Source organism: Promicromonospora sp. NPDC090134, assembly GCF_044746965.1.
Lineage (GTDB): Bacteria > Actinomycetota > Actinomycetes > Actinomycetales > Cellulomonadaceae > Promicromonospora.
Genome location: NZ_JBIVCZ010000005.1, coordinates 325813 through 351699, shown reverse-complemented (window position 1 = coordinate 351699; position 25887 = coordinate 325813). Strand labels below are relative to the sequence as shown.

Annotated in this window: 18 protein-coding genes; 12 read left to right on the top strand and 6 right to left on the bottom strand. The window is 72.4% G+C overall.

Annotated features, from left to right (window positions below; genetic code table 11):
- The first annotated feature begins 287 nt into the window (after positions 1-287).
- From ACIPN7_RS16250 to ACIPN7_RS16200, 11 genes are all read left to right on the top strand, one after another.
- The gene (locus ACIPN7_RS16250) at positions 288-1814 is read left to right on the top strand and encodes an ABC transporter permease (RefSeq protein WP_400544084.1); all 1527 of its coding nucleotides are present in this window, start codon (positions 288-290) and stop codon (positions 1812-1814) included.
- 11 nt (positions 1815-1825) lie between these two features.
- A complete protein-coding gene (locus ACIPN7_RS16245; protein WP_400544081.1) occupies positions 1826-2503 on the top strand; it encodes an ABC transporter ATP-binding protein in 678 nt (225 codons plus the stop codon).
- Between the two features lie 241 nt (positions 2504-2744).
- Positions 2745-6938, top strand: a complete 4194-nt coding sequence (locus ACIPN7_RS16240; protein ID WP_400544078.1) for an endo-1,4-beta-xylanase — start codon at positions 2745-2747, stop codon at positions 6936-6938.
- A gap of 174 nt (positions 6939-7112) precedes the next feature.
- Positions 7113-8735 (top strand): ABC transporter substrate-binding protein, encoded by a 1623-nt coding sequence (locus ACIPN7_RS16235; protein WP_400544075.1) that lies wholly within the window; start codon positions 7113-7115, stop codon positions 8733-8735.
- A 94-nt stretch (positions 8736-8829) separates the two neighbouring features.
- The gene (locus ACIPN7_RS16230; protein ID WP_400544072.1) at positions 8830-9834 is read left to right on the top strand and encodes an ABC transporter permease; all 1005 of its coding nucleotides are present in this window, start codon (positions 8830-8832) and stop codon (positions 9832-9834) included.
- Positions 9827-10756, top strand: a complete 930-nt coding sequence (locus ACIPN7_RS16225) for an ABC transporter permease (protein ID WP_400544069.1) — start codon at positions 9827-9829, stop codon at positions 10754-10756. The genes ACIPN7_RS16230 and ACIPN7_RS16225 overlap by 8 nt, the downstream gene beginning before the upstream one ends.
- Positions 10753-11835 (top strand): ABC transporter ATP-binding protein, encoded by a 1083-nt coding sequence (locus tag ACIPN7_RS16220; RefSeq protein WP_400544066.1) that lies wholly within the window; start codon positions 10753-10755, stop codon positions 11833-11835. Before ACIPN7_RS16225 ends, ACIPN7_RS16220 begins: the two co-directional genes overlap by 4 nt.
- Positions 11828-13030 carry an ABC transporter ATP-binding protein gene (locus ACIPN7_RS16215; RefSeq protein ID WP_400544063.1) on the top strand — a complete coding sequence of 401 codons (1203 nt, stop codon included), beginning with the start codon at positions 11828-11830 and terminating at the stop codon, positions 13028-13030. The genes ACIPN7_RS16220 and ACIPN7_RS16215 overlap by 8 nt, the downstream gene beginning before the upstream one ends.
- Entirely contained in the window at positions 13027-13758 is a 732-nt protein-coding gene (locus ACIPN7_RS16210) for a type 1 glutamine amidotransferase (RefSeq protein WP_400544060.1), read from the top strand. The genes ACIPN7_RS16215 and ACIPN7_RS16210 overlap by 4 nt, the downstream gene beginning before the upstream one ends.
- Positions 13759-13780: 22 nt before the next feature.
- On the top strand, positions 13781-14584 hold the full coding sequence (locus ACIPN7_RS16205; protein WP_400544057.1) for a serine hydrolase: 804 nt from the start codon (positions 13781-13783) through the stop codon (positions 14582-14584).
- 71 nt (positions 14585-14655) lie between these two features.
- The gene (locus ACIPN7_RS16200) at positions 14656-16293 is read left to right on the top strand and encodes an AMP-binding protein (protein WP_400544054.1); all 1638 of its coding nucleotides are present in this window, start codon (positions 14656-14658) and stop codon (positions 16291-16293) included.
- 93 nt (positions 16294-16386) lie between these two features.
- Here the strand turns inward: ACIPN7_RS16200 and ACIPN7_RS16195 are convergent, their stop codons facing one another.
- On the bottom strand, positions 16387-17664 hold the full coding sequence (locus ACIPN7_RS16195) for a kynureninase (protein WP_400544051.1): 1278 nt from the start codon (positions 17662-17664) through the stop codon (positions 16387-16389).
- Positions 17665-17843: 179 nt separating this feature from the next.
- Between ACIPN7_RS16195 and ACIPN7_RS16190 the strand changes: the two genes are divergently transcribed.
- On the top strand, positions 17844-21233 hold the full coding sequence (locus ACIPN7_RS16190; protein ID WP_400544048.1) for a discoidin domain-containing protein: 3390 nt from the start codon (positions 17844-17846) through the stop codon (positions 21231-21233).
- 96 nt (positions 21234-21329) lie between these two features.
- Here the strand turns inward: ACIPN7_RS16190 and ACIPN7_RS16185 are convergent, their stop codons facing one another.
- The 5 genes from ACIPN7_RS16185 to ACIPN7_RS16165 form a co-directional block, all read right to left on the bottom strand.
- The gene (locus ACIPN7_RS16185; RefSeq protein WP_400544045.1) at positions 21330-22169 is read right to left on the bottom strand and encodes a hydrolase; all 840 of its coding nucleotides are present in this window, start codon (positions 22167-22169) and stop codon (positions 21330-21332) included.
- Between the two features lie 4 nt (positions 22170-22173).
- Complete coding sequence (gene kynA, locus ACIPN7_RS16180; RefSeq protein ID WP_400544042.1) at positions 22174-23034, bottom strand: tryptophan 2,3-dioxygenase; 861 nt, start codon at positions 23032-23034, stop codon at positions 22174-22176.
- A 46-nt stretch (positions 23035-23080) separates the two neighbouring features.
- The gene (locus tag ACIPN7_RS16175; protein ID WP_400544039.1) at positions 23081-24271 is read right to left on the bottom strand and encodes a type II toxin-antitoxin system HipA family toxin; all 1191 of its coding nucleotides are present in this window, start codon (positions 24269-24271) and stop codon (positions 23081-23083) included.
- Between the two features lie 114 nt (positions 24272-24385).
- On the bottom strand, positions 24386-24688 hold the full coding sequence (locus ACIPN7_RS16170; RefSeq protein WP_400544036.1) for a helix-turn-helix transcriptional regulator: 303 nt from the start codon (positions 24686-24688) through the stop codon (positions 24386-24388).
- Between the two features lie 217 nt (positions 24689-24905).
- Positions 24906-25835 carry an ABC transporter substrate-binding protein gene (locus ACIPN7_RS16165; RefSeq protein WP_400544033.1) on the bottom strand — a complete coding sequence of 310 codons (930 nt, stop codon included), beginning with the start codon at positions 25833-25835 and terminating at the stop codon, positions 24906-24908.
- Positions 25836-25887 lie beyond the last annotated feature (52 nt).

Here is a 25887-nt window from a genome sequence, read left to right as displayed (position 1 = left end):
GTCTCCTTCTAAGGATGTTGCTCGGAGGTTACGGCCCCCAGCCTAGGACGTCGGGCGAGGGGGCGCGGAACCGTCCACCGGGCCGCAGTTCACAGCGCCACCACAGGTTTGCGACAGCCCGACCACAGCGTGCCTGCCTAGCGTCCCGATCGTCCGGCGCAGACCGCCCGCGGTGCGACACGCACGCCGCTCGCCCCCTCCCCTTCGGCGTGGCGACACAGCCCGCGTGGCGGTCTGCGCGGACACCAACGTCCCCGCACGTTTCCTCAGGACCGAGGCAGGAGCCCATGTTCTTCACCTATCTGCGCAGAGAGCTGCGCAACCGACGCAAGCAGACGGTGGTGGTCGCGATCGGCCTCGCGGTCGCGATCGCGCTGGTCATCGTCGTCAACGCGGTCTCGACCGGCGTCAGGAACGCCCAGTCCGAGGTGCTCGAGTCCGTCTACGGCGTGGGAACCGACATCACCGTCACCCAGGCGAGCGAGGGGCCCGGCGAGGGAGGCGGCCCCGGCCGCTTCGACTTCGGCGGGGACGAGGGCGAGGCGAGCGAGGACGGCACCCGCAGCCTCGCGCAGGACCGCCTCAGCACGGCCATGGGCTCGACGTCGTTCGACGCCGCCGCTCTGGAGTCCGTCTCCGGGCTGGAGCACGTGTCCGGCGTCGCCGCGACCCTCGACCTGCAGAACATGTCCTTCTCCGGTGAGATGCCGGACTTCGAGGCCATGCAGGAGGAGGGCGGCGGGCCCGTCGACCTGCGGATGGGCGAGGACGGCACCGGCGAGGGGTCGGCCGGTGGGTCGTCCTTCGAGATCGAGCAGTTCTCGGTCACGGGCGTGGACCCGGACGCCGCCGCCGTCGGGCCGCTGACCACCGCCACGGTGGCCGACGGCCGGACGCTGGAGGCGGGCGACGAGAACGTCGCCGTCCTGGACGCCACGTACGCCGAGCAGCAGGAGCTCGCCGTCGGCGACACCATCACCACCGGCGGCGAGAAGCTGAAGATCGTCGGCACGGTCACCTCCACGACGGGCGACGACGTCGCGACGGCGTCGGACGTCTACGTGCCGCTCGCCACGGCCCAGACCCTCGCCGACCTTGCCGACCAGGTCACCGACGTCTACGTGCAGGTCGACTCGGCCGAGAACGTGGACGCCGTGGCGACCGCGATCGAGTCCGAGCTGCCCGACGCCTCGGTGAGCACCCAGTCCGACCTCGCGGAGAACGTCACCGGTTCCCTCTCGACGGCGTCCAACCTGATCGGCACGCTCGGCACCTGGCTGAGCGTCATCGTGCTGGCGGCGGCCTTCGGCCTCGCGATCCTGTTCACCGTCTCCGGCGTGAACCGCCGGACGCGCGAGCTCGGCACCCTCAAGGCGATCGGCTGGAGCAAGGGCCGCGTGGTGGGCCAGGTGGCCGGCGAGTCCGTGGTGCAGGGCCTGATCGGCGGTGCGGCCGGCCTCGCGATCGGCGCGCTGGCCGTGTGGGCCGTGAACCTGGCCGGCATCACCCTGAGCGGCGGCACCTCCGGCGGCGGCTTCACCATGGGCGGCCCGGCCGGCGGTGGCCCCGCCGGCGCCATGCAGGACGCCGGCGGGCAGGCGGGGGCGACCGGAGGCTTCGGCGGGGCGCGTCCCGGCGGTCTGGCCGACGCCGCGAGCAGCGCCGTCGACGTCGCCCTCCAGGCCCCGGTCAGCCTGTGGATCGTCCTGGCCGCCATCGGTCTCGCCGTGCTCGGCGGGCTGATCGCGGGTGTGGTGGGCGGACAGCGTGCCGCGCGTCTGCGCCCGGTCGAAGCCCTTCGCTCTCTCGCCTGAAAGGTCTACCCATGTATCAGATCGACGACCTGACCAAGACGTATCAGCAGGGCAAGCGCGTGGTGCGCGCGCTCAAGGGGGTGTCCCTGACCATCGGCGACGGCGAGCTGGTCGCCGTCCAGGGACCCACCGGCGGCGGCAAGTCCACCCTGCTGCAGATGCTCGGCGGGCTCGACCGCCCGACGTCCGGCACCGTCAAGCTCGACGGGACCGACCTCGCCGGGATGAGCGACGCGCAGCTCACCGCAGCGCGGGCCGAGACCATCGGCTTCGTGTTCCAGAACTTCAACCTCATCCCCACGCTCACCGCGCTGGAGAACGTGGAGACGGCGCTCGTGCCGGCCAAGATCCCGCGGCAGACCAGGACGGCGCGGGCGCTGGCGGCGCTCGAGTCCGTCGGGCTCGGCGACCGCGGGGACCACCTCCCGGGCGAGCTGTCGGGCGGGCAGCAGCAGCGCGTCGCGATCGCGCGGGCGCTGGTGAAGAACCCGAAGGTGCTGCTGGCGGACGAGCCCACCGGCAACCTCGACGAGGAGACCCGCGACGAGATCGTGGATCTCATCGTGGGGCTGTGGAAGGACCAGGGACTGACGATCGTGCTGGTCACGCACGACTCGGTGGTCGCGCAGCGCACGCCGCGCCGCCTGCGCATCGCCAAGGGCGCGGTCAAGGACCTGACGGCGGTCTGACGGCAGTCCTCGCGAGGTCGGCAGTTCCCTCAGCGAGTCGGCACTTTGCATCGAGATCGGTCCAGGCCTGGGCCGATCTCGATGCAAAGTGCCGACACTGCAGGAAGATGCCGACCCGCGCACCTGCCGATCTGCTGGTCTCGACGGTGCCGGGCAACTCTGGCTACGCTGCCCCTACGTTCGCCGCGGCACCGTCGCCCCGGCGTCCGCCCCACCGGAGACACGCGCAAGGGAGCGCAGGATGCCTCGTCGAAATCGTTTCATCAGCAGAGACCGCTCACGCAGAAATCGTTTAGCACCCGGCCTTGCCGCGGGCCTCGCAGCAGTCGTCACGGCCGGATCGCTGGCCGTCGCGCCCGCCGCGGCGACGGCGACCACCACAGCGGCGACCACCACGGCAGCGACCACCACGCCGGCGACCACCCGAGCCGCGGCCGACACCGTCGTCACCGCCGTCGACTTCGAGGACGGCACCACCGGCACCTGGACCCCCAGCGGCGGCGCGGGCCTCGACGTCGTCCCGGATCCCGACGGCGCCGGCAGCGTCCTTTCGATCACCCGGGCCGCCGACTACGAGGGCCTCCAGTCCCCCACCGGGATCTTCCAGCCCGGCCTGACCTACACGTTCAGCCTGCGCGCCCGCCTCGCCGAGCCCGCGGAGCCCACCGACCCGCCCGCACCGACCAGCACCGGCGTCCGGTTCGTCCTGAAGCCGGCGTACACCTGGGTCGGGAACACCACGGTGGGCACCGACTGGACCACGGTGTCCGGCACGTACACGGCCGCGGCCGACGCCGACCCGGCCGAGCTGCAGGCCTACCTCGGCAGCACCGACCAGGACGCCCCCTACACGATCCTTGTGGACGACATCATGGTGACCACCGCTGACACACTTCCCCCGGACGACGTCGTGCCCGGCGGCGCGATCAACCCGGTCCCGACACCGGTACACGCAGCCGAGGGCAGCGGCGACGTGTCCGCCCTGACCTTCGACGACGGCCCGAACCCCGGCACCACGCCCGCCCTGCTGGACTTCCTCGCGGAGCACGACCTCCGGGCCGTCTTCTGCGTGATCGGGCAGAACATCCAGGCCGACGGCGGCGCCGCGCTGCTGCGCCGGATCGTCGCCGAGGGCCACGTCCTGTGCAACCACTCGACGTCGTACGCCGACATGGGCTCCTGGTCGCAGGAGCAGGTGCGCGCCGACCTGGTCGCGAACCTGGGGATCATCCGCGACGCGCTGGGCGACCCGAACCAGAAAGTCCCCTTCTGGCGCGCCCCGAACGGCTCCTGGGGCGTGACGCCCGGCGTCGCGGTCGAGCTGGGCATGCAGCCGCTCGCCGTCCGGAACACCATCGCCGACTGGGAGACCCAGGACGTCCCGACCCTCACCGCCAACCTGCGCACCGCCATGGTCCCCGGCGAGCTGGTCCTCGCGCACGACGGCGGCGGCGACCGGTCCGGCACGCTCGCCGCGGTGCGCACCGTCGTCACCGAACGCCTCGCCGACGGCTGGGCGTTCACGTTCCCGCAGGGCACGCCCCCGGCGTCGGGCACGGTGATCGGCACCGACTTCGAGGACGGCACCCTCGATGGCTGGGCGCCGCGCAACGGCACCGACGCCTCCGACTTCACGCTCGCGGTCACGGACGCCGACGCGCACGGCGGCACCTACGCGGCCGCGCTCACCGGCCGCGACGCCACCGGCGACGGCATCGGCCGGGACGTCACGGGCGTGCTGCGCGCGGGCGTCACCTACGACGTCTCCGCCTGGGTGCGCTTCCCCGCGGGGCAGACCCCGGGCGACGTCTGGCTGAGCCTGGCCGGCACGGTCGACGGCACCCAGACGTTCTCGACGCTCGGCCAGTTCACCGGCCTGACCAGCAGCGGCTGGACCGAGGTGACCACCACGTTCACCATGCCGGACCACGACAGCGCGCTCCTCTACCTCGAGACGGCGTACAACGGAGGCAACACCAGCGACTGGCTGATCGACGACATCGTGGTGTCCGTCCCGGAGCCGCCGCTGATCGAGGACCTGACCGGTCTGCAGGAGACGGTCGACTTCCCGGTGGGCGTCGCGATCGACAGCCGCGAGACGTCGGGGGCGGCCGCGCAGCTGCTGAGGAGGCACTTCGGCCAGATCACGCCCGAGAACCACATGAAGCCCGAGGCCTGGTACGACGCCGACGGCACGCTGCGCCGGCACCCCGAGGCGACGGCGCTCATGGACTTCGCGCAGGAGAACGACCTGCGCGTCTACGGCCACGTGCTGGTGTGGCACAGCCAGACGCCGGGCTGGTTCTTCCAGGACGACGCCGGCGAGCCGCTCGCGGCCGACGAGGCGGGCCGGGCGGTGCTCCGCGAGCGCCTGCGCGACCACGTGTTCGGCATCGCGGAGAACCTGAGCGACGACTACGGGCTCTTCGGCTCGGCGACGAACCCGCTGGTCGCGTTCGACGTGGTCAACGAGGTGGTCTCGGACGGCGCGGAGAACGCGGACGGCCTGCGCCGCAGCGAGTGGTTCCGCATCCTGGGCGAGGAGTACATCGACCTCGCGTTCGGGTACGCGGACGAGGCGTTCAACGAGACGTACGCCGCCCCGCCGTCGGAGGCGGTGCGTGAGCGCCCGGTCACCCTGTTCATCAACGACTACAACACGGAGCAGGGCGGCAAGCAGGACCGGTACCGCGCGCTGGTGGACCGGCTGCTGGAGCGCGGCGTGCCGGTGGACGGCGTGGGGCACCAGTTCCACGTGTCGCTCGCGATGCCGGTCAGCGCGCTGGAGGGCGCGATCGAGCGGTTCGCGGAGCTGCCGGTCACGCAGGCCGTCACGGAGCTGGACGTCACCACGGGGACGCCGGTCACGCAGGCCCGGCTGGTCGACCAGGGCTACTACTACCGCGACGCGTTCGACGTGTTCCGCGCGCACGCCGAGGACCTGTTCAGCGTCACGGCGTGGGGCCTGACCGACGGTCGGTCGTGGCGGGTCGACAGCGGCGCGCCGCTGCTCTTCGACGACCGCTTCCAGGCCAAGCCCGCCTACCACGGCGCGGCCGGGGCCGAGCTGCCGGCCCGGCTGCGCACGGCGAACGTGTTTGCCGGGGACGTGCCGCTGGACGGTTCGGCCACGGCGTCCCCGGTGTGGGACCGGCTGCCGCGGCACACGTTCGAGGCCCCGGACGGCGGCGCGGCTGCCTTCCAGCTCCGCTGGGCGGCCGACCACCTGACGGCGTTCGTCGCGGTGGACGACGCCGGGGCCGCCGCCGGCGACGCCGTCACGCTCGTGCTCGACGACGCCGGGTACACGGTGGCCCGGGACGGGACCGTGACCGGTCCGGGCGACGGGGCGGGCGACGGCGCGGACGCGGAGGTGAGCGAGCGGGAGGGCGGCTACGACATCGTCGTGCACCTGCCCGCGACCCTGGCCGAGGGCGCGACCGCCACGTTCGACGTGCGCGTGACCAGCGGCGACGAGACCACGGCGTGGAACTCCCCGGGTGCCGTGGGCACGCTCACGCTGGTCGAGGAGCTGTCGTACCTGGAGGTCGCCGAGGCCGCGCAGGCCCCGGTGGTCGACGGCGACGTCGACGACGTGTGGGACACGGCGGGTCCCGCGGTGACCACCACCAAGCAGGTCGAGGGCTCGGACGGCGCCGTCGCGACCGTCCACACCCTGTGGAAGGACGGCACGCTGTACGTCCTGGCGGACGTCGCCGACCCCGTGGTCGACGTCTCGGGCTCGGACCCGTGGATCCAGGACTCGGTGGAGATCTACGTGGACGGCGGCAACGCGAAGAACGGCGGCTACCGGGCCGACGACACGCAGATCCGCGTCTCGGCCCGCAACGCCGTCTCGTTCGGGACGGGCGACGAGGCGGCGCAGCGCGCCCGCGTGGCCAGCGCCGCCACGGCGACCGACGACGGCTACCGCGTCGAGGCGTCGGTCGACCTGCTGTCCTCCGGCGGCCCGGGCACGTTCCACGGCCTGGACTTCCAGGTCAACGACGCGGCCGGGGGCGCACGGACCGCCGTCCGCAACTGGGCGGACCCCACGGGCACGGGCTACCAGTCCACCGCGCGCTGGGGCGTGGGCCGGCTCGCCGAGGCGGAGGAGCCGGCGGCCCCGGCCTGGTCCGCGAGCACCGCGTACACGGCGGGTGACCAGGTGAGCCACGGCGGCGCGGTGTTCACCGCGCTGTGGTGGACGCGCGGCCAGACCCCCGGCGCCACGCCGTGGGGCCCGTGGGCCGAGGTGGGCGCGCCGTCGGCCTGCGCCGGCGGTACGTACCCGGCCTGGACGTCCACCGGGGTGTACGACGGCGGCGAGACGGTGGTGCACGACGGCCACAGCTGGACCGCGCAGTGGTACAGCCGGAACCAGGAGCCCTCGGCCACGCCGTGGGGTCCGTGGCGGGACCTCGGCGGCTGCTGACGTACGCCGCTCGTCGGGTCTCCTTCCGCGCGAGCGCAGGTCGCTCGCAAGGAAGGAGGCCTGACGAATCGTTACAGACGGTTAACACGACTTTCCAGGCGGCCCCACTTCCGTGGCGATATGGTCCAAACCTCCCCGCCGATTGACCGGGGAGACGAACTGGGGAGGCAATCAGTGAGGCAAGCACGCATCGCCACCATCGCCGCGGGGGCGGCCGTGGTGGCCCTGACCGTAGCCGGGTGCAGCCCGAGCGACACCGCCGAGGACGACGGGCCGGTCACCCTGAACCTGACGATCGACCAGGACATGGAGACGCTCTTCCCGGGCGACTCCGGCAACGCGGACAACATCGCGATCCTCGACGTCGTCTACGACGGCCTGGTCCGTTACGACCCGGAGACCACGGAGCCGTACAACTACGTGGCCGAGTCGATCGAGTCCGACGACAACACCGTCTGGACCATCAAGATCAAGCCGGACCTGACGTTCCAGAACGGTGAGCCCGTCGACGCCGCCGCGTTCGCCCGCTCCTGGAACTACACGGCCGGCCACACCGAGCTGTACAGCAACTACTTCTTCGAGCGCTTCAAGGGCTACGAGGAGATGCAGGACGAGCTCGACGACGACGGCAACATCGTCGAGGAGAACCCGACGGAGGAGCTGTCCGGCCTCACCGTCGTCGACGACCTCACCCTCGAGGTCGAGCTCACGGCGCCGTTCGCCGGCTTCTCCACGATGCTGGGTTACACCGGCTTCTTCCCGGTCGCCGAGGAGTGCCTCGCGGACGTCGACGCCTGCGCCATCACGCCGATCGGCAACGGCCCGTTCCAGGTCACCCAGTGGGAGCAGGGTGTCGCCGTCGACGCCGAGCGCTGGGAGGACTACCCGCTGGAGGAGACCCCCGACGGCGTCGACGCGATCAACTGGCGCGAGTACTCCGGGGCGTCGTCCTGGAGCGACTTCGAGGCCGGCGACATCGACGTCAGCTACCCGGCGCCGGCCGACCTGGCCGCCGCACAGGAGGACCCCGAGCTCTCCGAGCGGCTCGCCCAGGCACCGGGGGCCGCGCTGACCTACATCGGCTTCCCGCTGTACGAGGACGGCCCGTGGCAGGACAAGGAGTTCCGCAAGGCGATCTCCCTGGCGATCGACCGCGACACGATCATCGAGCAGCTGTCGGGCGGCCTGGCCACCCCGGCCGACTCGTGGGTCGTGCCGGACGGCGTGCCCGGCGGCGAGGCCGGCACCTGCGAGTGGTGCACGTTCGACCCGGAGGCGGCGAAGGCCGCGCTGGAGAAGGCGGGCGGCTGGCCCGAGGGCGAGACCCTGACCATCGGCCTGAGCGACGACGAGACCGAGATCGAGTACTTCAAGGCCATCGGTGACTCCATCGAGGCCAACCTCGGCATCCCGTACGAGCTCAAGCCGAACCCGGACTTCTTCACCATCCGGGCCGAGCACGGCTTCGACGGCATCTTCCGGAACAACTGGTTCCCGGACTACCCGCTGAACGAGAACTACCTGTCCTTCTACGCCGTGGGCGAGGAGGGCGCGGGCAACTTCGGCTGGTACAGCAAGGAGTTCGAGGACAAGCTGGCCGAGGGCGACCAGGCCGCGACCCTCGACGAGGCGGTGGTCAAGTACCAGGAGGCCGAGGCGATCCTCGCCGAGGAGTTCCCGACCATCCCGTTCCGCTTCAACGCGGGCGCCGAGTACTACAGCGAGCGCCTGGACAACGTGGTGCTCGACCCGTTCAGCGGTGCGGTCCGGATCCGCGAGCTGACGGTCACGCAGTAACCGACCCACCCCGCCACGGGTCAGGCGTTCAGGTCACCGAGGTGACCTGAACGCCTGACTTGCGGCGGACCCCCATACCCCCCGGAAGGACCCCATGGGGCGCTACATCCTCCGCCGTGTCGCGCAGGCGGTCGGCATGCTGTTCCTGGTGATGTTCGTGCTGCACCTGCTCACGACCCTCGCGATCCAGCTCAACGGCAATCCCGCTCTCGCGTTCTTCGGCGACAAGATCCCATCCCCGGCTCAGATCGCCGCCGTCGAGCAGCGGTTCGGGCTCGACGACCCGTGCTACGACCAGCCCGGCAACCCGTGCCTCGGCCCGTTCGCCGAGCGGCTCGGCCAGTACGCGCAGGGCGACTTCGGCACGAACCTGCGGGGCCGCGAGGTGACGGACATCGTCGCCAGCGCCGCCCCGAACACGCTGCGCCTGTTCGTCATGGTCACGATCACGTGGCTCGTGCTGGGCATGGTGCTCGGCTCGGTCGCCGCCCGGTGGCGCGGCTCGACGTCCGACCACGGCATCCGCATGACGTCGGTGCTCATCGACGCGCTGCCCGTGTTCGTGCTGCTCCTGGTCTACAAGGAGGTCGTGACGGTCCCGCTCAGCAACTGGTCGAAGGAGACCTTCGGCGAGAACAGCTGGCCGCCGTACTGGTTCAAGCCGTCGTTCGACCCCGAGCACCCGTGGGCCACGGTCGCGGTGCCCGGCATCCTGCTCGGCCTGGCCGGGTCGGCCGCCTTCATCCGCCTGGTGCGGGCGAGCCAGCTCGAGTCGTACGGCGGCGACCACGTGCGGACCGCCCGGTCGAAGGGCCTGAGCGAGGGGCGCGTCATGGTGCACCACGTGGTGCGCAACTCGTCGATCCCCGTGGTGACCGCCGTCGGTCTCACGTTCGCGGAGGCCCTGAGCGGCGCCGTCATCACCGAGGGAATCATGAACATCTACGGCATGGGCGGCGTCCTGTGGGACGCCGTGCAGAGCAGCGACGTCGGCCTGGTGCTCGGCATCGTGACCATCCTGACCGCAGTCACGGTGGCGGTGATGATCGTCGTGGACATCGCCTACGCCGCGCTCGACCCGAGGATCCGCTATGAGTGAGGCAGCCTCCGCCGCGACCGGGAACGTGGCCGGCGCCGCGTCCCGCACCCTGGCCTCGGACGCCTGGCGCAGCCTGCGCCGTCGGCCCGACGTCATCGTCTCCAGCCTGGTCGTCCTGTTCTTCGTGGTCATGGCGGCGTTCCCCACGCTGTTCACCTCGGTGGACCCGCGGCACTGCGTCATCGGGGACGCCAAGACCAAGCCGCAGGGCTTCGGCAACGAGTTCCCCCTCGGGACGGACTCGTTCGGGTGCGACACCCTGGCCCAGCTCGCGCACGGCTCCCGGCCGTCGCTGCTGCTGGCCCTCGTGGTGGTCGGCACCGCGCTGGTCCTCGGCGTCACCCTCGGCCTGCTCGCCGGGTACTACCTGGGCTGGGTCGACTTCGTGGTGTCCCGCACGATCGAGATCTTCCTGGTGATCCCGTACCTGCTCGCGGCGATGCTGCTGCTGAGCCTGTTCAAGAACGTGGACCTCGGCTCGGGCACGTTCACCACGATCATGCTGCCCGCGATCGTGCTGACGCTGTTCGGCTGGATGAGCTACGCCCGGTACGTCCGGGCGAGCGTGCTCGAGGCCAAGAACCTCGACTACGTCACGGCCGCCCGCGCGCTGGGCGCCTCCGACCTGAGGATCATGTTCCGGCACGTGCTGCCCAACGCGATCGGCCCGGTGACCGCCCTGGTGCCGACGGCGATCGCCGGGGTGATCGGCGCGGAGGCCGTGCTCGCGTTCCTCGGCATCGGGGTGCGTCCGCCCGCCATCTCCTGGGGGATCATGATCGAGAACGGCTCCTCATGGGTGCTCGGCGGGTACCCGCACATGCTGCTCGTGCCGCTGACCTGCCTGCTCGCGACCGTCCTGTCCCTCGTCGTGCTCGGTGACGCCCTGCGCGACGCCCTCGACCCGAGGCTCTCCGCATGAGCGCGGCGAAGGGCGAGCAGGAGGCACAGCCGCTCCTGGAGGTCACCGACCTCGCCGTCGAGTTCCGGACGCCCGACGGCGCGGTGCGCGCCGTCGACGGGCTGTCCTACCGCGTGGAGGCGGGCCGCACGCTCGCGATCGTGGGCGAGTCCGGCTCGGGCAAGTCCGTGTCGTCGCTGGCCGTGATGGGCCTGCTGCCGGACACGGCGCGGATCACGCGCGGCAGCGTCCGCCTCGCCGGCACCGACCTGCTCGCCCTGAGCCGCAAGGAGCACCGCGCACGCTGCGGCGAGCAGGTGGCGATGGTGTTCCAGGACGCGCTGGCCGCGCTCAACCCCGTGCACACCGTGGGCTACCAGCTCACCGAGGCGCTCCGGGCCCGGCGCGGGCTGTCCCGCGCCGACGCCCGCAAGCGGGCGGTCGAGCTGCTCGACCTGGTCAAGGTGCCGAACGCGAAGGCCCGCGTGAAGGAGTACCCGCACCAGTTCTCGGGCGGCATGCGCCAGCGCGTGATGATCGCGTCGGCGCTGGCCATGGACCCCGACGTGCTCATCGCGGACGAGCCCACCACCGCCCTCGACGTGACGGTCCAGGCGCAGGTGCTGCGGCTGCTCGCCGAGATCCAGGCGGAGCGGCACATGGGCCTCGTGCTGATCACGCACGACCTGGGCGTCGTGGCGGGCGTCGCCGACGACGTCACGGTCATGTACGCGGGCCGCGCCGTCGAGCAGGCTCCCGTGGTGCCCGTCTACACGGCGCCCGCGCACCCGTACACGCGGGCGCTGCTGCGGTCGATCCCGTCCGCGGCCGGGACGGGCCGCCTGCCCGTGATCCCGGGGCGCCCGCCCAGCCCGGCCGCGATGCCGGCGGGCTGCCCGTTCCACCCGCGCTGCGACGCCGTGCGCGACGTCTGCCGTACCGACGTGCCGCCGCGGGCGACCCCGGCGCCCGGCCGGATGTCGGCGTGCCACTTCGCGTCGGACATCATGGCCGGACGGGAGCCGGCCCCCGAGGCCGGCGTCACGACGTCGGCGTCCGGCACCTCGGTGCCCGAGCCGAAGGGAGACTCCGATGACTGAGTCGCGACCGGCGGGAGCCGGGCTCGTCGACGAGCTGCCCGCGCCCGGCGAGTCCGTGCTCGAGGTGCGCGACCTCGTCAAGCACTACCCGGTGCGCTCCGGGCTGCTGCGCCGCTCGGTGGCCGCGGTCAAGGCGGTCGACGGCGTCTCGCTCACCCTGGACCGGGGCCGCACCCTGGGCCTGGTCGGCGAGTCCGGGTCGGGCAAGTCGACGCTCGCCCGCGTGCTCGTCGGCGTCGAGACGCCGACCAGCGGGCAGGTGCTGGTGGACGGCGAGGACGTCACGGGCCGGTCCCGGGCGGGCCGCAAGCAGCTCCGCCGGGACGTGCAGATGGTCTTCCAGGACCCGTACACGTCGCTGAACCCGCGGATGTCGGTGAGCGAGATCGTCGGCGAGCCGTTCGCGATCCACGGCATCGACCCGGCGGGCGGACGGCGGGCCGCGGTGGGCGAGCTGCTGGAGCTCGTCGGCCTGGACCCCGACCACGCCAACCGGTACCCGCACCAGTTCTCGGGCGGGCAGCGGCAGCGGGTCGGGATCGCCCGCGCGCTCGCCCTGCGGCCCAAGATCCTGGTCTGCGACGAGCCGGTCTCGGCGCTCGACGTGTCCGTGCAGGGCCAGGTGATCAACCTGCTGGAGGACCTCCAGGACGAGCTGGGCCTGTCCTACCTGTTCGTGGCGCACGACCTCGGCGTGGTGCGGCACATCGCCCACGACGTCGCCGTCATGTACCTGGGCCGCATCGTCGAGCAGGGCCCCGAGGCCCAGGTGTACGACGGCGCGCAGCACCCGTACACGCAGGCGCTGCTCTCCGCGGTGCCCGTGCCCGACCCGTCGGTGCGGCTCGTCCCGGCGGGCGCGGCCGTCGGCCCGGGCTCGTCCGGCGACGCGGGGGCCGTCGCCGGGCAGCCCGGCATCGGCGGGATCGTGCTGGAGGGCGACCCGCCCTCCCCGGTGGACCCGCCGTCGGGCTGCCCGTTCCACACGCGCTGCTGGCTCGCGCCGACGCTGCCGGAGGCGGGGCGCGCGGCGGACGCCGGCCTGCGGATGGTCCCGCACGCGTGCGAGACGGACGTGCCCGCGCTGGTCGCCCGCGGTACGACGGCCACGAGACCGGCCGGCGCCGGCGCCGCGGCGCACGTCGCCGCCTGCCACTTCGCGCGCGAGCTGACCGCGCCCGGGAGCGGCGCATGACGCGCGTCCTGGTGGTCCGGAACTCGTCCACCAGCTCCATGGGCCGGCTGGAGCAGTGGCTCCCCGAGGCCGGGCTCGACCCGGTGCTCGTCCCGGGCGCGGAGCTCCCCGAGACCCTCGACGGCTTCGGGGGCGTGGTGCTGCTGGGCGGCGGCTTCATGCCGGACGACGACGTCGGCCACCCGTTCCTGGCCCGCGAGCGGGCGCTGACGCGCCAGGCCCTGGCCGACGGCGTGCCGCTGCTCGGGCTGTGCCTCGGCGGGCAGCTCCTGGCGCACGTCACGGGCGGCGGCGTGACCGCGCGGTCCGGCGAGACGGAGCGCGGCATGTGCGCGCTCACAGCGCTGCCGGCCGCGGCCGACGACCTGGTGTTCGGCGACCTGCCGGGCGTGTCCGGTGCTGCCGGCGTGCCCGACGGGCCGCTGTGGATGATCGAGAACCACGAGGACTCGGTGACCGCGCTGCCGCCGTCGGCCACGCTGCTGGTGACGAGCGCGGCCTGCCGCAACCAGGCGTTCCGGGTGGGCGAGGCGGCCTGGGGCCTGCAGTTCCACCCCGAGGCCCGGCCGGAGCGGGTCGCGACCTGGGACGAGGCCGCGCTCTCGGAACAAGGCATCGACCGGGCGGCGCTGGCCGAGGCGGCGCTGACCCGTGCGGCGGAGAACGAGGCCCAGTCGGGCGCGCTGGTGCGCGCCTGGGCCGACGTCGTGCACGCCACGGCGAAGTGACGACGAGAGGACGAGCACGCACATGGTGTCGACAGGGACGCACAGCGACGGGGTGCCGGTGGTGGCCTACCGGGTGGCGCGGGCCTCGGGCGAGGTGCTCGCCGCCCGCCAGGACGACCTGGACTTCTACGCCGCCTCGACCGTGAAGCTCGCGGTGCTGGTCGCGGCCGCGCGCGAGCTCGACGCCGGCACGGCGCGCCTCGACGAGGCCTGCACCGCGACCCGGACCTTCACGTCCCAGGTGCCCGGTGCGGGCGAGTACACGATCGAGCCCGACGACGTCGACGAGGGCCTGCCGCCCGACGGCACGCCGATGCCGCTGGGCGACGTGATCGACCGGATGGTCACGGTCTCCTCCAACGAGGCGACCAACATGGTGGCCGAGCGCGTGGGCCTGCCCGCCGTGAACAAGGTGCTGGCCGACGCCGGGGCCATGCGCTCGACGTTCGGCCGCAAGTACTCGGACCTGGCCGCCGAGCAGGCCGGCGCCTCGCACCGCACGACGGCGGCCGACCTGTGCCTGCTCATGTCCGGCGTGGTCACGGGCGCCCTTGCGAGCCCGGAGCGGACCGCCTGGATGTGCGAGCTGCTCGGCCGGCAGACGGACCGGCAGCTCACCGCCGCCGTCCCCGGCCCGGGCGAGCCGGGCGCCGTCCCCTTCGGCTCGAAGTCCGGCTGGGTGGACGGCATCCGGCACGACGTCGCGTTCGTGGGCGAACCGGGTCCGGACGCCCTGGTGATCGCGGTGTGCACGCGCGGCTACGACGAGCAGGCCGCCGAGGAGACCCTCAAGTCCCTGGGCGCGCTGGCGGTCGCGCTCAGCTGACCCGAGGGTTGCCTCCCGCACCCGTTTCCTATTGAATGCGGGTGCAATAGTGGCGAGCCACAGGGGGCGACGTGCTGACCACCAGTACCGCGGAGGTCCGCGCCGGCGGCCTCGCGCAGGTCGACCGCAAGGAGAACCTGCTCAACCAGGGCTTCTACCTCGTCAGGTCGGGCGTCCTCGCCCCAGGCCTGCGCGTCCATCGCGACGTCGGGGCGATCTGGCAGCTCGTCACGTGGGGCCCGTCGATCGCCGGCGGTTACCGCGCCAGCACGGTCCGCGCCCCGCACCAGACGGCGTTCGCCGACGAGCAGCGCAGCGTGACCTTCCGCGAGCTCGACGAGCGCGCGAACCGGCTGGCCAACGCCCTGCGCGACCACGGCGTCGGCCTGCGCACGCCCGTCGCCGTGCTGTGCCGCAACCACGGCGGCCTCATCGAGACCATGGTGGCGCTGGCCAAGCTCGGCGCGACCACGCTGCTGCTCAACTCCGGGCTCTCCCCCGCGCAGGTCACCGCCGTCGTCGCCGAGCAGGGGCCCGCGCTGCTCCTCGCCGACCAGGAGTTCCTGGACCAGGAGCCCGACCTGCCCGCCGACCTGCCGGTCGTCACCACCTGGGCCGACGACGGCGCCACCGGCCTCGCGGAGCTCGTCGCGAACGGCGACCCGGCGCGGGTGCCGATCCCCGAGAAACCGGGCCGGACCGTCGTCATGACGTCGGGCACCACGAGCACCCCGAAGGGTGCCCGCCGCCCGCAGCCGCACGGCCTGAGCGAGGCCGCGTCGCTGCTGTCGGTCATCCCGCTGCGCGCCGGCGACCGGATGATGATCACCACGCCGATCTTCCACACGTGGGGGCTCGCGGCCCTGCAGCTCGGCATGGCGCTGCACGCGGAGCTGGTGCTGCCGCGCCGGTTCGACGCCGAGCAGACGCTCCGGATGATCGCCGAGCACCGGGTGACGGCCCTGATCGCGGTGCCGGTCATGCTGCAGCGCATCCTCGACCTGCCCGCCGAGGTGCGGGCCCGGTACGACACGTCGTCCCTGCGCGTCGTCGCCTACTCCGGCTCGGCCATGCCTGCCGACCGGATCACCCAGTTCCTCGACGAGTTCGGCCCGGTCCTGTACGGCCTCTACGGTTCGACGGAGGCCTCCTGGGCCTCCATCTCCACACCCGAGGACCTGGCCGCCGAGCCGACGACGGCCGGACGACCCCCGCTCGGCACCCGCATCGGCATCCTGGACGACGCCGGCCGGCCCGTCCCGCAGGGCGACGTCGGCCAGATCTGCGTGGGCAACGGCATGCTGTTCGAGGGGTACACCAACGGCACGGGCAAGCCGATGTTCGGCGACCTGATGGCGACGGGCGACCGCGGCCGCCTCGACGCCGAGGGCCGGCTCTACGTGGTGGGCCGCGCCGACGACATGATCGTCTCGGGCGGCGAGAACGTGTTCCCGCGCCCGGTGGAGGACGCGATCACCGCCCTGCCCGAGGTCGCGGACGTCGCCGTGTTCGGCGTGCCCGACGAGCGGTTCGGCCACCGGTTCGCCGCCTACGTGGTGCTGCGCGAGGGCGCGACGCTCACCGCCGAGGCCCTGGTCGACCGCCTCCGGGACACGCTCCCGCGCTTCTCGCTCCCCCGCGACGTCCACTTCTTGCCCGAACTCCCCCGCAACCCCACGGGCAAGGTGGTCCGCCGGGAGCTCCCCTGACCTCGCCGCCTGCCGCCCACCCATCACCTTTGAGGCCCGGGTTTCTCCGCTTTCAGCCCACGCAATGCGGAGAAACCCCGGCTTCGAAGCGGATCAGGCCCCGGCCAGAAGGTCCCGGATCGTCCAGAGGCCCTCGGCCACCTCGGTGAAGCTGGTGCTCAGCGGGCTGAGGCCCACGCGGAGGCCTTGCGGCGGGCGGAAGTCCGGGATCACGCCCCGCTCCCAGGCCTGCGCGACCACGCGCTTGAAGTCCGGGTGGTCGAGCATCACGTGGCTCCCTCGGCGCTCGGGGTCACGCGGTGAGGCAACGCGCACGCCCGGCAGGTGCTCGTCGGCGACCTCGATCGCGAAGGCGGTCAGCGCGAGCGACTTCTCGCGCACGGCCGGCATGCCGGCCTCCTCGATCAGGGCGAGCATGTCGCGCATGGGCAGCATGCCGATCACGGGCGGCGTGCCGCTGATGAGCTGCCGGACGCCGACGGCGGGCTCGTACTCGGGGCCCATCGCGAACGGGTCGGCGGCGCCCATCCACCCCTGGACCGGCTGGCGCACCTCGCCCTGCAGGTCGGCCGCCAGGTACGCGAAGGCCGGCGAGCCGGGCCCGCCGTTGAGGTACTTGTACGTGCAGCCGACGGCGATGTCCACGCCGTCCGCGTCCAGGTCCAGCGGCACCGAGCCGGCCGAGTGGCACAGGTCCCACAGGACCAGCGCCCCGGCGTCGTGCACGACCCGCGTGATCGCGGGCAGGTCCGCGACGTAGCCGGACTTGTAGGCGACGTGGCTGAGCAGCACGAGCGCCGTGTCCGGGCCGACGGCGGCCGCCACCTCGTCGACCGTCACGCCCGCCTCGGCGTCGGGCGTGATCCAGCGAAGCTCCAGGCCGCGCTCGGCCGCGATGCCCTGCAGCACGAACCGGTCCGTGGGGAAGTTCTCGGTGTCGGCGACGATGACGCGGCGGCCCGGCCGCGCGTCGACGGCGGCGCGGGCCAGCTTGTAGAGCAGCACGGTCGTGGAGTCCGCGACGACGGTCTGCCCCGGCGCCGCACCCAGCGCGACCCGGCCGAGCGTGTCGCCGAGCTCTGTCGGCGCGTCCATCCAGCCCTCGTCCCAGGACCGGATCAGGCGCGCGGCCCAGGGTCCGTCCACGAACGACGCCAGCCGCTCGCGGGTGGCGGTCAGCGGCCGGCCCAGCGAGTTGCCGTCGAGGTAGGCGATCAGGCCCTCGCTCGGGGCGAAGAGGTCGCGGTAGCGCGCCAGCGGGTCGGCGGCGTCGAGCGCGGCGGCGCGGTCGCGCAGGGCTGCGGGCAGCGCTACGGACAGGGCGTCGGACGGCGGCGCGGGCAGGTCGGCGGACGGTGCGGTGTCGGTCACGGAGGCTCCAGGTCGATCGGTTCCGGCCCGAGCGTACGTCCTGTGCGCCACCGACCTGGCGGAACCCTTGACGCCCCAGCCCCGGCATCAGTAATGTCCGTGCCAATCAAACGCAAGAATTCGACAAGAATATGCGTTTTTACGTACAGAACCATGGCAAGTACCCAAGGTCAATCCTGGTGACGACGCCCGTCGACGACGACGGGAGATCGGGGACGATGATGTTCCGCTCCGCCACGCGCCATGCACCACGACGAGGGCTCGCCCCCGGGCTCCTGTCAGCACTCACCGCCGCGGCCCTCGCCGCCGTGGTCCTCGTACCGACGCCGGCCGCCGCCGCGCCCGCCGTCCTGTCCGCGGGCGCGGCCGCGGCGGCCAGCAGCGCCAATGCGCCCTACCTCGCCGACAACCTCACCGACGGCAACCCCGCCACCTACTGGGAGTCGACCAACAACAGCCTGCCGCAGTGGGCCCAGGTCGACCTCGGCTCCGGCGCCACGGTCGAGGAGGTGGTGCTCAAGCTCCCCGCCGGCTGGGAGGCCCGCACGCAGACCCTGTCGGTCCAGGCCGGCGCCGACGGCTCGGCCTTCACCACGCTGTCCGCGAGCGCCGCCCGCCGGTTCGACCCGGCGTCGGGCAACACGGTGACCATCGACGTGCCGAACACGGAGGCCCGCTACGTGCGGGTCGCCATCACGGCGAACACGGGCTGGCCGGCCGGGCAGCTCTCCGAGCTGGAGGTACGCGGCACGCGGGACGCCCCCGACCCGGAGGAGCCGGTGGACGGCACGGATCTCGCGGCGGGCCGTGCCATCGCGGCGTCGTCGACGGAGTGGACGTACGTCGCGGCCAACGCCAACGACGGCAACACCGCCACCTACTGGGAGGGTGCGGGCGGGCAGTACCCGAGCACCCTGGCGGTGACGCTGGAGTCCGCGGCGGAGCTGAGCGACGTCGTCGTGAAGCTGCCGCCGGCCACGGCGTGGGGGCCGCGCACGCAGACCTTCGAGGTGCAGGGCCGGACCGGGTCCGGTGACGCGTGGGCCACGCTCGCGCCGTCCGCCGCACGCGCCTTCTCGCCCGCGACGGGCAACACCGTGACCGTGCCGGTCACGGGTACCGCGCGGGAGGTGCGCCTGCGGTTCACCGCGAACACGGGCTCGGGCAACGGTCAGGTGGCGGAGCTGCAGGTGTTCGGTGTGCCCGCGGCCAACCCGAACCTCGTGGTCACCGGCGTCACGGCCAGCCCGGCGTCGCCGACCGAGTCGGACGCCGTGACCCTGTCCGCCGTCGTGAAGAACATCGGTACGCAGGCCTCGACGGCCACGGATGTCGCCTTCACGGTCGACGGCGACGAGGTGGCGACCGGCCAGGTGGGCGCGCTCGCCACGGGCGCCCAGGCCACGGTCACCGCGAACATCGGCGCGCAGCCCGCCGGGTCGTACGAGATCGGCGCGGCGGCGGACCCGTCGGGTGCCGTGGCCGAGCAGTCGGAGACCGACAACGGCTACACGCGGCCGGACCCGCTGGTGGTCACCGAGATCGCCAGCTCCGACCTGGTCCCGACCGTGTCGTGGACGCCCACCACACCTGCGGCGGGCGAGACCGTCACGTTCTCGGCGACGATCGCCAACCGGGGCACCGTCGCGGCGTCGTCGGGCACGCACGGCCTGACCGTCGTGCTGCGGAACGGTTCCGGCGCGGTGGTGCGCACGCTGACGGGCTCGGTCTCCGGGGCCATCGCACCGGGTGCCACCAGCCAGAGCGTGAACCTGGGTACCTGGCCGGCGGCCGACGGCTCGTACGACGTGACCGTCACGGCGGCGCCCGACCCGACCGAGGTCGCGGCGAAGCGGGCGAACAACGAGGTGACCCGGTCGCTGTTCATCGGCCGCGGCGCCAACCTGCCGTTCGACACCTACGAGGCGGAGGACGGCGCTGCCGGCGGCGGGGCCACCGCGATCGGGCCCAACCGGGTGGTGGGCGACCTGGCCGGGGAGGCGTCCGGCCGCAAGGCCGTCACGCTCAGCCAGACCGGCTCCTACGTCGAGTGGACCACGCGGGCAACCGCCAACTCCCTGGTGGTGCGCTTCTCGATGCCCGACGCCGCGGGCGGCGGCGGCACCAACGGCTCGCTGGGGGTCTACGTGGACGGGCAGTTCGTCAAGAACATCGACCTGACCTCGCGCTACGCCTGGCTGTACGGCAACGAGGCGAGCCCGGGCAACCAGCCCGGACAGGGTGCCCCACGGCACATCTACGACGAGGCGAACGCCCTGCTCGGGCGGACCGTCCCGGCGGGCTCGACGATCCGCCTGCAGAAGACGGCGAGCAACCCCGGGCCGTACACGGTCGACTTCGTGGACCTGGAGCAGGCGACGGCGCAGGCCAACCCGGACCCGGCCCGGTACGTGCAGCCCGCCGGGTTCACGCACCAGGACGTGCAGAACGCGCTCGACCGGTTCCGGATGGACACGACCGGCAACCTGGCCGGCGTCTACCTCCCCGCGGGCGACTACCAGACCGCCAGCAAGTTCCAGGTCTACGGCAAGGCCGTCGACATCGTGGGCGCCGGGCCGTGGTTCACCCGGTTCCACGCCCCGGCCGGACAGGAGAACACGGACATCGGCTTCCGGGCCGAGGGGACGGCGAACGGCTCGACGTTCCGCGACTTCGCCTACTTCGGCAACTACACCTCGCGGATCGACGGGCCGGGCAAGGTCTTCGACTTCGCGAACGTGTCGGACATGACGATCGACAACATCTGGGTCGAGCACATGATCTGCATGTTCTGGGCGGCCAACATGGACGACTCGGAGATCAAGGACTCGCGGATCCGGAACACGTTCGCCGACGCGCTCAACATGACCAACGGCAGCGCGAACAACCACGTGCACAACAACCAGGCGCGCGGCACCGGTGACGACTCGTTCGCGCTGTTCGCGGCGACCGACGCCGGGGGCAGCGGCCAGCGGGGCAACCTGTTCGAGAACCTGACGTCCACGAACACCTGGCGGGCCGCGGGCCTGGCCGTCTACGGCGGGCAGGACAACACGTTCCGCAACATCTACATCGCGGACACCCTCGTGTACTCGGGCGTGACGATCAGCTCGCTGGACTTCGGGTACCCGATGGAGGGGTTCGGCCCCGCGCCGACCACCTTCGAGGGCATCTCCGTGGTGCGGTCCGGCGGGCACTTCTGGGGCGCACAGGTGTTCCCGGCGGTGTGGCTGTTCTCGGCGTCGAAGACGTTCACCGCCATCCGGGTGAACGACCTCGACATCGTGGACCCGACGTACTCCGGGATCATGTTCCAGACCCAGTACATCGGCGGGCAGCCGGTCAACCCGGTCCAGGACACCGTGTTCACCGACGTCTCGATCACGGGTGCCCAGCGCAGCGGTGACGCGTACGACGCCAAGTCGGGGTACGGCATCTGGGCCAACCCGCTGCCGGAGGCGGGCCAGGGCCCGGCGGTCGGGTCGGCGACGTTCAACGGGCTGACGTTCGGGAACAACTTCCGCGACATCGAGAACCCGACGTCGACGTTCACGATCAACCGCAACTAGTTCACGGACCACCCCGCTGACTCGCCGAATCCCGTCGGTCGAGTCAGCGGGGTGGTCCGACTACCCGTCTGACTCGCCGTCCGGGGGGGCGGCGAGTCAGTGGGGTAGTCGGGTGGACGCGCGGAGCCAGGCGATCAGGTTGGGCGCCGTCTGCGGGGCCGGGAGCGGCGCCTCCAGCGCGGGGGCCGACGGCGGGCCGAGGACCGCCTGGAGCAGCGGCTCCCCCTCGAGCACCCTGCCGAGCAGCTCGATCTCGCGCTCGTTCACCCCGGCCGGCGCGGGCCCGTTGCCCAGGTCGGTGCCGTACACGAGCCGCCCGCCCGCGGCGACGAACCGGCGGGCGTTGTCGAGCGCCCGGTCCAGACCGGCCGAACCGCCGGGCGCGTCGTGGATCGCGAAGGTCGAGATCCAGGTCATGTGCGTGGCGCGGGCGATCACCCCGTCCGGCAGCGGTTCCGTCCACGGCACGTGCACCAGCGTGTCCGCGCCCGCGTCGATCGCCCGCTCGGCCTGGCCCGCACCCTCGGCGTGGACGAGGACCGGCAGCCCCGCCGAGCGCGCCGCGTCGACGAGGGCGCGCAGGACGTCGTCGGGCAGCAGGGACATGCCCGCGTGGAGGGCGACCTTGACCGCGAAGCCGCCCGCGGCGACGACGTCGGCCACCGCCCCGGCCGCCTCACCCACCGAGGCGACGTGCCGCACCGCGGCGTCCGGCGCCCACGACCGGCCGGTCGGGTACCCGCCGGGCGCGGTGTGGAACGGCCCGGCGTACCGGATCCGCAGGCCCGACGGCGGTGCGGCCGCCCAGGCGGCCACCTCGCGCGGGTCCCAGCCGAGGTCGTGCACCTCGACGACCGGCCCGTCGGCCAGGGGCGCGCGGTCGACCAGGCCCAGGTGCACGTGGTGGTCGACGACGCCGGGGAGCGTCGTGCGCACGCGGTCAGGCACCGAGCGGGCCGTCGATCTCGGTGCGGACCGAGATGAGCTCGGGGAAGAACGTCAGGTCCAACGCGCGCTTGAGGAAGCCGACGCCGCTGGAGCCGCCCGTGCCGGTCTTGAACCCGATGGTGCGCTGCACGGTGCGCAGGTGGCGGAACCGCCAGAGCTGGAAGGCGTCCTCGATGTCGACCAGGTCCTCGCACGCCTCGTAGAGCTCCCAGTAGGCGTGCGGGTCCTCGTAGATCGTCTTGAAGACCTTGATCAGCTCGGGGTGCTCGGTCCAGGCCTCGGTGACGTCGCGGTCCAGGATCTCGGCCGGGACCGCGTGGCCACGGCGCGCCAGCAGACGCAGGAACGCGTCGTAGACCGTGGGCTCCTGAAGCAGCTGCGCGAGCTGGGCGTGGATCTCGGGCTTGTCCCGGAACACCTGGAGCATCCCGGCATGCTTGTTGCCGAGCAGGAACTCCACGGCGCGGTACTGGTGGGACTGGAATCCGGAGGACTGCCCCAGCGAGCCCCGGAACTCCGCGTACTCGCTCGGGGTCAGGGTCGCCAGAACCGACCACTGCTCGGTGATGGTGCGCTGGATGTGCTTGACCCGGGCCAGGCCCTTGAGGGCGCGGGGCAGGTCGTCGGTGTCGAGGAACCGCCGCACGCCGCGCAGCTCGTGCACCACCAGCTTGAGCCACAGCTCCGTGGTCTGGTGCTGGATGATGAACAGCAGCTCGTCGTGGTGCGGCGGGTCGCTCACCGGGTGCTGCGCCGAGAGGAGCGCGTCGAGCCCCAGGTAGGAGCCGTAGTCCATCTCGTCGCGGAAGTCCGTGCGGATGGAGGCCTCGATGGGCCGGGTGTTGCCGCTCATGGGCCGAGCGTAACCCCGCGCGCCGCCGGGCCGGACCGCCCGGTGGTCAGGCTGCCTGGGCCTCGTCCCGGTTCGGGTTCTCGAACGCCTCCGCCATCAGCGCGATCTCCTCCGGCGGCAGCGACATGTCGCGCGCGATCCGCGACCAGCTCGACGTCGCGGCGGCCACCTCGGCGAGCACGCCCCGCGCGTCGTCCTGCCGCAGGCCGTAGGAGTCGGCCGTGGCCAGCAGCACGCGCACGTCCCGGTCGATCCGGGTGCCGCCCGGCCGCAGCGGCGTGGACTCCACGACGGCGAACGGGTTGGGGTTCACGTCGAACAGCGGGGACAGCGACCAACCGTCCGCGCGGCGCAGGAACCCGTGGTTCTTCATGTGGTCGTCCACGTTGCGCACGAGCAGCGTGAACGCGACGCGGCGGAACAGGTCGTGCCCGTCCGTGGCGGGTCGCCCCGAGTGGTCCGCCAGCGTCTCCGCGAGCGTGCGGTAGTCGATGACCTCGAAGAACGCCTTCTGCGTGAGGCTGTCCGCGGACAGGAAGCCGATCCGCCCGCGGTCGGGCCGCCGGTCGAACCGGCGGGTGAGCAGGATGGAGCGCGACGGGCCGATCCGGTGGAGGCGGGCTACCGGCACCTCGATGCCGGCGTCCGAGGCCAGCCGCAGCGTCAGGTACTCCCAGGCCTGCACGTCCCACCGGTCGCCGGTCTCGGGCAGCTTGGCCATCCACAGGTCGCCCTCGGCGTCCTTGACGGTCACCTTGGGGCGGGCGCCGCCCATGGAGGTCCCGGCCGCGACGAGCAGCCGCACGTCGTGGTCGGTCTCCCGGTGCTGTGCGACGGCGTCCGCGGCGTCGGTCAGCGAGGGCAGGTCCACCAGGTCGGGGACCTCCGCCCGGGGCGGGCCCATGAACGTCTTGCCGTCGTCGAGCGAGAAGCGCAGCGCGCCCAGCCGGGTCTCGTCCTGCACGCCGAGCAGGAAGTCCACCTCGGTCAGCGTCATGAAGCCGCGGCCGTCCGCGCGGGCGGCGCGCCGCTCCGCGTTGAACAGCAGGGTGCGGCCCCACTGGTCGGGCTGGCAGTCGGCGAGGACGCCGAAGAGGGGCCGGTCGCTGCCCGACGGGATGTTGCCCGGCGTCAGGGGCAGCTCGGGACACAGCGGGTACGCACGCGGGTCGCGGAGGTACGCGGCGTCGTAGCGGAACGTGCAGCCGACGAGCGCGCCGCCGCGGTTGAGATGCATGTCGAGGTCACCGGCGGGGACCTGTCCACCGCCTGGTAGCTCGACCTCGACACGTATCGACAACGGCGATCACCCTCTCGGTTCGTTCGGGCTGCCCGGTCGGCCCGGGCTGTCTCAGTTGGGGACTCTCACCCGCTGCGGCAGGGCACGTTCCGCGTGGAACCGGCCCATCTCGGTGGTCAGGGGGTCGCTCGCGCCGACGACGGCGTCGGCCATGCCGAGCACCCGCAGCACCGCGAACGTGTTCTCGAGGCTGACCGTTCCCGTGCCGGTCTCGATGGCTCGCAGCGTCGTGCGCGTGATGCCCGCACGGTCGGCGACGAGCTGGGCCGTGAGGCCGTGGATCTTGCGCCAGGCGCGCACGTGGTCGCCGAGCGACGTGAGATCGCGCTGGGTGCGGAGGGATGTTCTGGCCATGACTTTCTCCTTTCGGTTATCAGGCTAGCCGACGGGCCCCCTAACGGTCACCAGGGTGGCCGTTATTTCGCGATGCGGAGCGGGCGGTCCGAGGAAGGAATCGCGACGGCCGGTTGGCGCAGGGTCGCGGGAGCGCACGGGCGACCTCCCGGAGACGCAGAACGGGCCGCCCCACGATGTGTGGGACGGCCCGCTCGGTGCGGCGATCAGCGGTGCGTCACGGCTGGTTGTTGATCGTGGCCGTCGTCAGGGCGCCGACCGAGAGGTCGTGCTTCTCCAGGATCTCGGCGTAGGTGCCGTCGTCGATGATGCTCTGGACCGCGGCCTGGTAGGCCCGCACCATCTCGACGTCGCCCTTGAGGAACCGGAACCCGAGCGGCGTCGGGTTGATGATCTCGGTGTTGGCCACCTCGAAGATGTCGCCCGAGCCGACCTGCTTCGCGTTGTAGGCACCGGTCGACCACTGGGTGAGCTCGGCGTCCGCCTTGCCTGCCTGTACCTGGGCCAGGGCATCCGCGTCGGTGTCGAACGGCATGACCGTGATCGGCTTGGCCTGGCACTCCGCCTGATTCATCGTCTGCAGCGCAATCTGCTGCGTTGAGTCGCCGCCGAGCACCGCAACCTTGCGGCCGCACAGGTCGGCGAGCGTCTTGATGCCCTGCGGGTTGCCCGCCGGGACCATGATCGCGTCGCTGTCGTTGTAGTAGTCCACGAAGTCGGACTCGATCTGACGCTCAGCAGTGTCCGACATCGCCGCGGCAACGACGTCGACGTTGCCCGCATACAGCTCGTCGATCAGCGAATTCCATGGCATGTCCACGAAGTTGTACTTCAACCCCAGCCGCTTCGACGCGGCGTCGAACAGGTCGATCTCGAAGCCGACGATGCGCCCGGCCTCGTTCGTGTACTCGAAGGGCGGGTAGCCCGACTCCGTGCCGACGGCGATGCGAGCGGACTCCGCCCGCAGCTCACCCGGCAGCATGGCGCGCAGCTCCGTGCGCACCTCGACCGTCTGAGCACTGCCCTCCGCCGACTCGGCAGAATCGGTCGCGCAGCCGGTCAGCAGGCCGCCGAGCGCGGTCAGCGCCGCGATCGAGCCGATGACCGCGCGTGCACGGTGTCCACGCACGCGATGTCCGAGTGCCATGCGGTGTCCTCCACGAAACGACATGATGAGCGGGTTACGCGGGTGGAGCCTA